The 10,803-nt window shown below is 44.6% G+C and carries 12 protein-coding genes; 3 read left to right on the plus strand and 9 right to left on the minus strand.

Going from position 1 to position 10,803, the window contains the following annotated elements; translation table 11 throughout:
* Positions 1–2: 2 nt before the first annotated feature.
* Positions 3–584 (minus strand): LemA family protein, encoded by a 582-nt coding sequence (locus RIF36_RS28265; RefSeq protein ID WP_350072429.1) that lies wholly within the window; start codon positions 582–584, stop codon positions 3–5.
* A 72-nt stretch (positions 585–656) separates the two neighbouring features.
* On the opposite strand from RIF36_RS28265, the gene RIF36_RS28270 reads away from it, so the two are divergent.
* Positions 657–1,202 carry a hypothetical protein gene (locus RIF36_RS28270; protein ID WP_350121851.1) on the plus strand — a complete coding sequence of 182 codons (546 nt, stop codon included), beginning with the start codon at positions 657–659 and terminating at the stop codon, positions 1,200–1,202.
* Positions 1,203–1,412: 210 nt separating this feature from the next.
* Complete coding sequence (locus tag RIF36_RS28275) at positions 1,413–3,317, plus strand: CASTOR/POLLUX-related putative ion channel (RefSeq protein WP_350072427.1); 1,905 nt, start codon at positions 1,413–1,415, stop codon at positions 3,315–3,317.
* Here RIF36_RS28275 and RIF36_RS28280 read toward each other — a convergent pair whose 3' ends face one another.
* Positions 3,318–3,503, minus strand: coding sequence for a hypothetical protein (locus RIF36_RS28280; protein WP_152001483.1), 186 nt, complete (start codon positions 3,501–3,503; stop codon positions 3,318–3,320).
* A 343-nt stretch (positions 3,504–3,846) separates the two neighbouring features.
* Positions 3,847–5,553, minus strand: a complete 1,707-nt coding sequence (locus RIF36_RS28285; RefSeq protein ID WP_350121849.1) for a DUF6909 family protein — start codon at positions 5,551–5,553, stop codon at positions 3,847–3,849.
* A 171-nt stretch (positions 5,554–5,724) separates the two neighbouring features.
* Between RIF36_RS28285 and gdhA the strand changes: the two genes are divergently transcribed.
* Complete coding sequence (gdhA, locus tag RIF36_RS28290) at positions 5,725–7,068, plus strand: NADP-specific glutamate dehydrogenase (RefSeq protein ID WP_350121847.1); 1,344 nt, start codon at positions 5,725–5,727, stop codon at positions 7,066–7,068.
* A gap of 271 nt (positions 7,069–7,339) precedes the next feature.
* Here the strand turns inward: gdhA and RIF36_RS28295 are convergent, their stop codons facing one another.
* The 6 genes from RIF36_RS28295 to RIF36_RS28320 all read right to left on the minus strand — a co-directional run bounded on the left by RIF36_RS28295 (position 7,340) and on the right by RIF36_RS28320 (position 10,800).
* Positions 7,340–8,047: a metallophosphoesterase family protein gene (locus tag RIF36_RS28295; RefSeq protein WP_350121845.1), complete on the minus strand. Its 708-nt coding sequence runs from the start codon at positions 8,045–8,047 to the stop codon at positions 7,340–7,342.
* An 18-nt stretch (positions 8,048–8,065) separates the two neighbouring features.
* On the minus strand, positions 8,066–8,200 hold the full coding sequence (locus RIF36_RS28300) for a hypothetical protein (RefSeq protein ID WP_350121843.1): 135 nt from the start codon (positions 8,198–8,200) through the stop codon (positions 8,066–8,068).
* A 535-nt stretch (positions 8,201–8,735) separates the two neighbouring features.
* Positions 8,736–9,059 carry a LiaF transmembrane domain-containing protein gene (locus RIF36_RS28305; protein WP_350121841.1) on the minus strand — a complete coding sequence of 108 codons (324 nt, stop codon included), beginning with the start codon at positions 9,057–9,059 and terminating at the stop codon, positions 8,736–8,738.
* A 6-nt stretch (positions 9,060–9,065) separates the two neighbouring features.
* The gene (locus RIF36_RS28310) at positions 9,066–9,647 is read right to left on the minus strand and encodes a hypothetical protein (RefSeq protein ID WP_350121839.1); all 582 of its coding nucleotides are present in this window, start codon (positions 9,645–9,647) and stop codon (positions 9,066–9,068) included.
* Between the two features lie 201 nt (positions 9,648–9,848).
* Positions 9,849–10,376 carry a ferritin gene (locus RIF36_RS28315; protein ID WP_152001489.1) on the minus strand — a complete coding sequence of 176 codons (528 nt, stop codon included), beginning with the start codon at positions 10,374–10,376 and terminating at the stop codon, positions 9,849–9,851.
* 79 nt (positions 10,377–10,455) lie between these two features.
* Complete coding sequence (locus RIF36_RS28320) at positions 10,456–10,800, minus strand: hypothetical protein (protein WP_350121837.1); 345 nt, start codon at positions 10,798–10,800, stop codon at positions 10,456–10,458.
* Positions 10,801–10,803: the final 3 nt, after the last annotated feature.

Here is a 10,803-nt window from a genome sequence, read left to right on the forward strand (position 1 = left end):
GTCTAGAATTTTACCTCAGGCGCTTTTTCTGCACCCTCAGAAGCTTCAAAATAGCCTTTTTTATCGAACCCAAACAAACCGGCTGTAATGTTGCCTGGAAACCTCCGTATGGTTGTATTGTAAGCCTGAACTACTTCATTGAATTTTTTTCTTTCAACAGCAATCCTGTTTTCGGTGCCCTCAAGTTGAGCTTGTAACTCGAGAAAGTTTTGATTGGCTTTCAAGTCAGGATAACGCTCGACCACTACCATCAGTCGGCTAAGCGCTGAACCAAGCCCGTCCTGTGCTTGCTGAAACTGCTGCATCCCTTCAGGAGACAAATTGTCGGCACTAATAGTTGTAGAAGTTGCCTTTGCCCGGGCCTCTACTACCTGCGTAAGGGTTTCTTTTTCGAAATCAGCATAGCCCTTTACCGTATTCACCAGGTTGGGAATAAGATCGGCCCTTCTTTGATAAACATTTTCCACCTGCGACCATTGGCCACTAACACCTTCTTCAAGGCTGACCATCTTGTTATAGCCACAGGATGAAGCCAAACCAACAATTACAACCAGCAATACAACAGCAATAAGTATTTTCTTCATTGTTTAATAATTATAAGGCGGAAAACTAATCAGAGAGACATTTGTGTTCAAAGGAAGCACTATTCTTACCAAATGAAAAATGTATTGACCTTAGTAGGGGGTGTATTTTTTCTACTAGCATGTAACGTTGACAAGGGCAAAAAAGTTGATGTGGAGAAACTCGACTTTAAAACGACCGATCGTTCCGAACTCTTTTTCAAGAACATGCGGCAGTCTGCCTACACCACAATGGAAGAGCAGGAAGCCGGCGTTTACCTCTATACTCACAAGACATGGGATAGGGACTCGTTATCCCCGCTGATCCCAACTATCGTGTTCAATTGGCGACAGGACAGGGCCTATTTGATGCTTAATTGGTCAGAGGAGTGGAGTGCCCTAAATGAAATCGATATTACGGTCAGCAGTGATTCTTTGCCTGATTACCGCATCACCTATGCAGAAGGTAATATGCGGGACCAACTAAGCTTTTCAGCCAACCTTTATAACGCTACGATAGATGGGGGTAGATTTGTGCTGCGACAGGATGGAGAGGAAACGCCGCTTTTTGTGTCTGACGAAAAAAGAGAAGCGTTTAGGGTAACGCTGTATGATTATCTCAGGCTTACGGGGTGGTTTTGAGCTCACCTTCAGCAGTTGGAAGGCTTTTATTCGTCAATTACTTTCATACTCAATCAGTAAATTCGTTGTGATCACTTTATGGGCAAAGGTGTTTTATCCCAAATATATCCGGTAATTGAAAGGTTTATGCTTTACTATACTGGTAAATTAGATAATTTTGTTTCCATCGACGAAATGGAAATTTTTTTTTGAGTTGTTTAAACCCTATTAATGAATAACGAATCAACCAAGGCCCGGCTGAAATACGCATTTGATAATTTCATGTCCGCAGGCTCTACCAAGCTTATTTCGTACCTGGGCTTGGTGGCATTGCTTCTGGTTTTGATGTTCGCCACTATTCTGTATTTGGCCAATATTCACCCCGATGAGGTAACCAGGCTCAACTTTCTCGATACCTTCTGGACCAGCCTGATGCACGTGCTGGATCCCGGTACGATTGGCGAGCATGATGGCCACTGGGACTTCCGGATTTTCATGTTCCTGGTTACGCTGCTTGGTATTGTCATCCTCAGTATCCTGATTGGTTTGATTTCCAATGGAATTATGGACAAACTGGATCAGCTAAGAAAGGGTCGTTCGTTCGTAATGGAGCAGGATCATGTGCTCATTCTGGGCTGGTCTTCAAAAATATTCACCATCATTCCAGAGCTTATCATCGCTAACGAAAACCAGAAGAACCCTAAGATTGTGATCCTGGCTGACAAGGACAAGGTGTTGATGGAAGACGAGATAAAGGACAAAATTGGCAACACCAAGAACACCAAGATCATTTGCAGAACTGGTAACCCGATCGACTTGCATGACCTTGAGATAGGCAACCCTGTGAACTCAAAGTCTATCATTATTCTGGATAAAGAGAACGAGAATTCGGACAGTCAAATTATCAAAACCATCCTGGCTATCATTTCCAGTCCACACAGAAGGCAGGCCCCGTATCATATCACTGCTGAAATAGAAAACAAAAGGAACTTTGAGGTAGCAAAAATGGTAGGCAAGGACGAGGTAGAGCTGATCCTTTCCGACGACTTTGTGTCTAAAATCATGGTGCAAACAAGTCGGCAGTCGGGGCTGTCGGTTGTTTATATCGAGCTAATGGATTTTGGCGGCGATGAAATCTATTTTGTGGAGGAGCCGAAGCTGGTCGGCAAGACTTTCAGGGAGGCTATTTTCAGTTACGAAGACTCAGCCATCATCGGCATACAGTTCGCTTCCGATAACCACGTGGAGGTAAATCCACCAATGAGTACCGTCATTCAGCCTGGCGACTTAATGATTGGAGTAACCGAAGACGATGACACAATGATTGTGTCTAATCGCACAAATTTCAATTTGGAAGAGGGCTCAATAAGAACGACCGAAGTGGATGTTACCCACGCCGAGACAATTTTGCTGATTGGCTGGAATAATAGGGCCAAAACAATTATTCAGGAGTTGGACAACTATGTGCAGCCTGGATCTTCCATTAAAATAATCTCGAAGTTTGACGATGCGGTAGCGCCAATAGAGAAGCTAAAGAAGACAGTGAGCAACCTCACTCTTGAGTTTGAAATGGTTGACACTACGGACAGAGCAGTTTTGGAGACACAGAAATGTCAGACATTCGACTACATTATGCTGCTGTGCTATCAGGAGTACTACCCCATTCAGGAAGCGGATGCCCAAACACTAATTACCCTGCTTCACCTGCGTAATATTTCTTCCAGTTCTCCACGAAAAATGAACATTGTGTCGGAAATGCTCGACATGAGAAACAGGCAGCTGGCAGATATTACCAGTGCCGACGATTTTATAGTTAGTGATAAACTGCTGAGTTTATTGATGACTCAGGTAGCTGAGAACAAGTACCTGATGAGGGTTTTTGAGGATCTTTTTGACGCAGACGGTTCTGAGATTTACATAAAACCGGTTACAGATTATATCAATGTAGATAAGCCGGTGAACTTCTACACGATTCTGGAGTCGGCCGCCAGAAAGAATGAAGTAGCTATTGGCTACCGGAAAATTTCCGATGCCAGAAATGCCACCCAGGGCTACGGGGTAGTGGTTAACCCAAAGAAATCTGATCTGATTACCTTTTCCAGTAAGGACAAGATAATCGTGCTGTCAGAAGACTAGCTAAGCAAACGCCTCATTCTTCAGGGCCAGCCTGATTTCTTTTAGCGCCTGGCTCTTTAGCCTTGCTTTGACTCGCTGATCATTTAGTTGCAGTTCTGAGATGTACTCAAGCACATCTTTTTGCTGATCTGTCTTTAGGTTCTCCACCGAGTGAAGAATTTCCGATTGTAGATTACTCAGTTGCATGATTTGGTATAATTAGCTACTGTAAATAACGTAACACAGCGTAACTTGTTCATTACTATTCTATTACCCTATCATTACAGATGTAATATTTCTGCCATAATCGCTGAAAAGAGAGACTGCTTTCCGTATCAGAAAAGCTCTGATTCTGAGTGTGTAGCTAATCTTGGATCAAGCAGAAAACCTGAGGGATAAAACTCAAAAGGAACGTTATTCGATTCAGCAAATAGGAGGCAATAAAAAAGCAAAACTGGTTCAATGCATCTCGCTTGGACCTTTTGCTTTTTTATGCTAGCACAAAATACCAATGCCAAAAATCAATCCCCCCAGAAATACAGATTGATCCCTAATCTTCCTGTTGAAAGATTTTGTTGATAATGGCAGTGGTGATCAGGTAGGTAGGTTTCACTCCCACGAGGCCCAGACTTCCCGAAGCCAGTGTGTTGCCCGTTACCAAAGGATTGTCAGATGCGTAGTAGGCGTACCTTAGTACCACATCTCTGCTAATACTGTTGCGGATAATTGCGTGTGACTGAATAGCTTTCTGATAGTGCGCACCCTCCATTTCCAGTCCAATGGCATTCCACGAGGAGCTTTCGAAGTATTCCAGCACTTCCTTGTTTTGAAGAGAGGTGCCAAGCACGGTGATCATAGGCCCTTCACAAACATATAACCCCTTTGCGTGGAAGTCGCTGGCCTTGAAATCATTGACAATGGGGTAATTGTCCGCAGTGCCTTCGAACACATGGGCTGTGGGAATCATAATGTCTCCTTTGCCTCCCTGCAATATGCCCGCCTTGCCCATGATATTGATTGAAGCCACCCTGATCGAAATTTGATCGTTTTCCTCCAGCGGTTTCAACAGCTCATCCATGATCTCGTAGGCCTGCTCGCCAAAGGCGTAATCGAAAACAATCAGCACTGGTTTCTTGCTCTTGGCCTTTGTCAGGTCTGCTTTAATCTCTGTGGGAAGGAGATCAAAGTTGATTTTAGCGGTATCGATTACCTGAGCAGAGATGTTGGTTCCGTTGCTGTCTTTGATAAGGTGGAGGCCATTTTTGGAAGCAAACGCTTCCACCCGGTCATTGAGCTCTTTGTTTTTCGGGTCGCTTAGCATAAGTGCTACATCTTCCAGGCTTTGCTTCTTGCGTTCCGATTCTTTTAAGGCAGCAAAGCTGTAAAGAGTGTTGAGGAAACTATGAAGGTTGGCGCTGATGACGTGGATGGGTCGGTCGAGCAGCTTTGCCTTTATCAGGTATTTGTTGATTTGCTGCGACCAGCGCTCACCGTACATGTGGTGTCCAATGCGCTGGCGGAGGGTGGGAGAAAACGAAATTTCGATGGTTTTGCTTTCCTGTTTTTCACGAATGATCAGGGTTCCCAGCCAGTAGACAATGTGAAACAGCCCATTGTTATTCGACTTGGACGACTGTAGGCGCATAACAGCCGCCTTTGTTTCCTCGTAGGTTCTACCCAGTAATGTCGACAGGTAAGTGAAGGCAAGCTCCTTGCTTTTTCCTTTCAAATCCTGCTCACTGGTGACCAACCTTTCCAGTGCGAGCCATTCTTTTCTTAGCTTACCACCCCCGTCATAGGCATGCTCTTTAATTTTCTCCGCTTCATGGTACATAAAGGTAAGGTGAGTGAGAATGTCGTAAATCTCACTTCTGCCTCTGGTTACCTCAATGAACATTTGCTCGTCGTCAATCCGATAGCAGTTCCTCTTTCTCGCATGAGGAATGAGTACTTCAAAGCCAGATTTGTGATAACCTTCTTCTGAGATCAGCCGGATAAAACGACACTCCTCTATCCCCTTTGGAAGTCGTTCGATCACATATACCAGGCCGTCCAGCTCAACTTTTGAGGGGTCATTCATTGAGCCATAAATTTCCGGTCGGAGGGTGAGCAGTGAGTCGGTAAGCTGCTGACCAGACGCCCCCGAAGGCTTGTAGATGCCACTGTTGAACAGGTGGCGCATTTCGATATAAACTCTTTCAATAGCAGCCCTCGACTCCTGGGCTTTGGTTAGTTCAATGGGGTGGTGAAGCGACATTTTTTACGTTTCACACAAAAATAACCATTTACTTTCAAATGACCACTGTGACAGGCAACGACAAACTGAATGGGGTTCTGTGAAGGCGGTTTTTTCTGCTGAGTTTACGTTTGTCACTGAAAACTTTTATATTAATTTTTTGAGATCAATCAACACCTAAAAAAAAGAGACATGAACCACACTGCTTTAGTATCCGCATTTATGGAAAGAACTGCAGCAAAAAACCCCGGAGAGAAGGAATTCCTGCAAGCTGTATTGGAATTTGCCGAGGTGATAGTTCCTTTTGTGGAGGAGCATTCTGTGTACAAAAAGGCCAAAATTTTGGAGAGGATGGTGGAGCCAGAGCGAGTGGTGATTTTCAGGGTGCCCTGGTTGGACGACAAAGGGGAGATTCAAGTGAACCGAGGGTTCAGGATACAAATGAATTCTGCTATTGGGCCATACAAAGGTGGTTTGAGGTTTCACCCCTCGGTCAACCTGAGCATACTTAAATTTCTGGCGTTCGAGCAGGTATTTAAAAACAGTCTTACAACCCTTCCGCTGGGCGGGGGTAAGGGTGGCTCCGACTTCGACCCCAAGGGAAAAAGCGACAATGAGGTGATGAAGTTTTGCCAAAGCTTCATGACTGAGCTTTGCAGGCATATCGGCCAGTTCACGGATGTGCCGGCAGGCGATATCGGCGTAGGTGCCAGGGAAATAGGCTTCCTTTTTGGGCAATACAAGAAAATAACCAATGAGTTTACGGGCGTGCTCACAGGCAAGTCGCTGAACTATGGCGGCAGCCTGATCAGGCCTGAAGCGACTGGCTACGGCTGCGTCTACTTCAGCGACGAAGCGCTGCGGCACCACGGTCATGAGATAGCAGGCAAAACGGCTGTCGTTTCTGGCTCGGGAAATGTAGCTCAGTTTACCACCGAAAAACTTATTGAGCTTGGCGCAAAAGTTGTGACGGTGTCAGACTCTTCTGGTTTTGTTTACGATAAAGCTGGCATTGACGCAGAGAAACTCGATTTTATTAAGGACCTGAAAAATGTAAGAAGGGGCAGGATAAAAGAATATGCTGACAAGTTCAAGGCGGAGTTTCACGAGGGCAAGACGCCATGGGGAATAAAGTGCGATATAGCATACCCTTGTGCCACTCAAAATGAGCTTGACGAAGATGACGCCAAAACATTGGTGAAGAATGGAGTGATTGGCGTTTTTGAAGGAGCCAATATGCCCACTACCCCCGAAGCCATGCACTTTCTGAGGAACAAGGATGTGCTGTTTTCGCCTGGTAAGGCATCTAATGCTGGCGGTGTGGGAACATCCGGACTGGAGATGGCACAAAACTCCCAACGGCTGTCATGGACGAGGGACGAAGTGGACTACAGGCTTAAAATTATTATGAAAAGTATTCATGAAAACTGTGTTAACCACGGTGCTGGCAGCAAGATTGTTGACTACGTGAAGGGTGCCAATATCGCAGGGTTCAGAAAGGTAGCGGACGCCATGCTACAGCAGGGAGTTGTATAGAACAGGTAAGGGCTGGCGATAAATTTAATGAGATTATCAGCCAGTTAAACTATTTGTTGGCGTCAATACAATATTGATCTATATTTGGGCTCTCATTAAAATTTCAGAACTATGGCAATGGTAGTTATTATTGGCGTTTTGTTTGTGTTGGCAATTATTTGCCCCATTATTTTGCCCAACAGCAAAGTGAGCAGCCACAACAAAGACCTGGAAGTATAACGAGCAGGCTGGCGCCAGCAATTGCATCCCGGCAGTTCCCTGGATTTTTGATTTAGTCGATCCTGGGCTGAGTGAAAAGCTTCATTTTGTTTAGTTCAAGGCAGCAGAGCGATCCCATATCCTTTCTTTCGCCCGAATACACACAACCATTGTCCAGTGGAATCACTGGAAATTCTCTCTCTATTCTTTTTTTCATAATTGCCAATTCTACAGGAAGGTGTCCATGAACGAGGCGCTTGTTGCTGGCCTTGCGGGCGTCATAGTGAAAAGCCCTCGTGTTGACCATGGCACTGGTATCGTCAAAAATGCTTTTCCTTTCGAAGTTGAACCCGGCATGTACAAAAAAGGTGGTTTCAGTTTCGTAGTACAGGGGAAGCGAAAGAAGAAAATCTACAAATAGCCGCTTTTCGTCGGCAGAAATGATCTGATACTCTTCATAACGTTTCATGTTGGCATATTCCGAGGAATCCAGCCAATCGTCGTCGTCTCTCGTGAGAAAGGAGAGGAGGTACTGATCGTGATTGCCTGCCAGTGGAAGGACTTTGGGAAACCGGCTTTTTAAATCAATGATAAAATTGAGGGTGGCAACAGAAGAGGGACCCTTGTTTACATAGTCACCCAATAAAAAAAGAGGCGATTGCCCCTTGTAGTCAATTTGATCCAATAAAGCTTTTAGCGTATTGATGCAGCCGTGTATATCGCCAATGGCGTATACTTTTTGCTCATTTTCTACAGAAACAAATGAGCCGGATGCACTCATTTCTCTGAAAGCAGTGCCTTATTTGTGGTTCTTTTCAGCCTTAGCTTTCGTTTTTCTTGCGTTAACGAAAAGAAGCGCATTGACAAGAGAGATAAGTCCAATAGCGATGTAAACGAAAAGATCAACACCAGAAGTAACAGCAGGATTAAACATATTGCTTTTGTTTTTTACGTTGCGAATATAATCAGTTTGGCCAGCCGAAAAAACAGCCGTGGGGTAAATAAACGGCTTCACGTTAAAAAAGAGTGACCAATGTGCTCATTTCAACGTTTCTGAATATGCTCGGCCTGTGGAAATCATCGTTTTGTTGAAAAAAAGTACACGGGTAATGGCTATACCAAGTAGGGGAAAAATGATTCTTACATCAGCCCTACATTTGTATTGTAAGTAACAGAGCAACCCGTGCAGAAATGAAGCGGGTTAGGCAAAGCCAGGAAGCTCAAAAAAGGAATTTGTTTTTCAACACAGCTAAGGAAGAAGTAAGTAGGAATAGTTTATTGTTTTACAACCCAGCTAATGGTAAAAGGCTGTCTCGAATAGGGCAGCCTTTTTTTTGCTCAACCACACACCAAACATTCAATACCCAGGAATACAGATTGATCCTACAGCTGTCCCTCTTACGACCAATGACTGGTGAAATGACGGTTGGCTCTACCAAAAAACTTAATTTTGTCGACTATGCAGTCTTTTAGCCCGAGGCGTCTTCGTCAGCGCTGTTTCGGTTTCGAAAAAAGAAACTTGCGCCGATAATGATCAAAACAATTGGCCAGAGATCACGGAAATTGAAAGTCATAATGTCTGGAAGCAAAAAAACAGCGCCAATACCTGCAAGTATAAAACCGGCTGAACGGTTTCCGGTGAGGAAATTGAAGGCACCAAGCCCGATGAGCAGCATTTGCCAGGTGTGGAAATACCAGGGCAAATCGATGATATCGAGGTTTCTCAGGAGAAAAAGCACGCCAATGATGATGAGAAATAGACCTAAGACCAAACGTCTTTGTGATTGTTCCATGATGTCTTATTTAAACCAACCGAATAGAAATGATAAGGTGAATGATGGACTGCTAAAATCCTTATTGTCGTAAAAGGAATTGCTAACGGCTGATACCGTACGGTAGCCTACACCCGCATTGACTTTCATCCAATGGGAGAAGTTCATTTCAGCCTCTAGCTGAGGCACCCACACGAATACGTTGTCAGATATGGGAGCGGTGCTCGATAAAAAGGCATCCTCTGGTGTCAACCTAATCACTCCCCAGCCCAGCCTGTTGCTCACCCCAAAGTGAACGAGCTTGTGCGGAAAGAAGACGTAGCCTGCATAAAAACCACCGTGGGTAAAACTGGTTTCCCGCCTGATACCGGCAGCTTCTTTATGAATACTATTGGCGAGGCTGAGCCCGTAACCACCAAGAAAGAGCGACCTATTGAAGAGTACCGCTCCACCGCCGCCATTCATAATGGCAGCATGACCCTCAATGGATGAGAATTCCAGGATGATTCCTCCAAACCCGGAAATGTTGATTTTTTCGCCTCCGAACAACACTTTTGGCTCTTCGTCTCTCGCCCTGTTTTGGGCATGTAGATGGCACAAGCAAGCCATAGTTAAAACACAGACCAGGCAGAAAATCCGTTTCATTAGTTGAAGTTAAAAAATAACCAAAAATTAAAAGTAGGCTCCCGAAAGATCAAAATAGATTCACCTCTCCTGACTTGTTGAACTAATACGATAAACTGGGCAATAAGGGTACTGAAATGAAAAAGGCTCCTTTTGGGAGCCCTTCAAACATAAGTATTTTTACAGCTATTCTGCCGTGCCTCTGGTCTTCCCGATTTCTCTGTCGATAAGAATCTTGCCAACGCCTTCTTCACCGACTAGCTCAAATATTTCAAGACACCTTCTTGCAGTAGCCTCTTCTTCTACCTGTTCGTTGATAAACCAGTCGAGAAAAGAAGCAGTGGTGTAATCCTTTGCTTTGTAGCACTTATCAACGATGTTGTTGATAGAATGAGTAATGGCAATTTCCTGCTCCAGAGCAATTTCGAAAACGGACTTGAAAGAGTCGAACTCCTGCACAATATTGGTGATTTCAGGCACAATGGCGGTCCCGCCCACGCTCGAGATATAGTTGAATATCTTTTTCATGTGAGCACGCTCCTCGTCGGACTGAAGCTCAAAGAACCTGGCGCTATGCACGTAACCGTTGCGCTCGCACCAGGAGGAGATGGCTAAATAGTTGAAGGAGCTGATGGCTTCTCTGCGCACTTGCTCGTTCAAAAGTTTCTCAATTTCTTCAGAAAGTGAGGTTTTCATTCTTACAATATCCTTCATAACAAAATCTGGTTTCAATAGGCTAAGATAACAGGAATCGAAGCCAAAAAGTGTAGCTGCCGGCTGATTTGTAATTAAACTAAATAAGTACGTTGTAAACCCGCTTATAAAGAATTGAGGTCAGCTCAAGCATGGTGGCTGCCCCGGCGAAGAGGTCTTTCAAACCGATCATTTCCTGCACCCTCATAACGAGCAATACATCTATTGACGGGATATACACAACCTCGGTGTCGCAAAGGGAGTGACTAAGCAGGAGACTTTCAGGATTAACTCCCTCCATTTTTGATTTCAGCCGACTGAACTGAATGGCATTGAAAGGCTGCACCACACCCTGAAAAACAAGGTAGAACCGCTTGTTGGAAGTGCTTTGGTACAAAGCACCTACTCCATTTTTGAAAAGCTCCTGAGCGTCTTCTGGTAGCATAAA

Origin of the sequence: Imperialibacter sp., assembly GCF_040222815.1 — a bacterium.
Classification (GTDB): domain Bacteria; phylum Bacteroidota; class Bacteroidia; order Cytophagales; family Cyclobacteriaceae; genus Imperialibacter.

Coding starts and splice junctions, on each gene's coding strand:
- RIF36_RS28265 (WP_350072429.1), bottom strand. CDS start 584: ATGAAGAAAATACTTATTGCTGTTGTATTGCTGGTTGTAATTGTTGGT.
- RIF36_RS28270 (WP_350121851.1), top strand. CDS start 657: ATGAAAAATGTATTGACCTTAGTAGGGGGTGTATTTTTTCTACTAGCA.
- RIF36_RS28275 (WP_350072427.1), top strand. CDS start 1,413: ATGAATAACGAATCAACCAAGGCCCGGCTGAAATACGCATTTGATAAT.
- RIF36_RS28280 (WP_152001483.1), bottom strand. CDS start 3,503: ATGCAACTGAGTAATCTACAATCGGAAATTCTTCACTCGGTGGAGAAC.
- RIF36_RS28285 (WP_350121849.1), bottom strand. CDS start 5,553: ATGTCGCTTCACCACCCCATTGAACTAACCAAAGCCCAGGAGTCGAGG.
- gdhA (WP_350121847.1), top strand. CDS start 5,725: ATGAACCACACTGCTTTAGTATCCGCATTTATGGAAAGAACTGCAGCA.
- RIF36_RS28295 (WP_350121845.1), bottom strand. CDS start 8,047: ATGAGTGCATCCGGCTCATTTGTTTCTGTAGAAAATGAGCAAAAAGTA.
- RIF36_RS28300 (WP_350121843.1), bottom strand. CDS start 8,200: ATGTTTAATCCTGCTGTTACTTCTGGTGTTGATCTTTTCGTTTACATC.
- RIF36_RS28305 (WP_350121841.1), bottom strand. CDS start 9,059: ATGGAACAATCACAAAGACGTTTGGTCTTAGGTCTATTTCTCATCATC.
- RIF36_RS28310 (WP_350121839.1), bottom strand. CDS start 9,647: ATGGCTTGCTTGTGCCATCTACATGCCCAAAACAGGGCGAGAGACGAA.
- RIF36_RS28315 (WP_152001489.1), bottom strand. CDS start 10,376: ATGAAGGATATTGTAAGAATGAAAACCTCACTTTCTGAAGAAATTGAG.
- RIF36_RS28320 (WP_350121837.1), bottom strand. CDS start 10,800: ATGCTACCAGAAGACGCTCAGGAGCTTTTCAAAAATGGAGTAGGTGCT.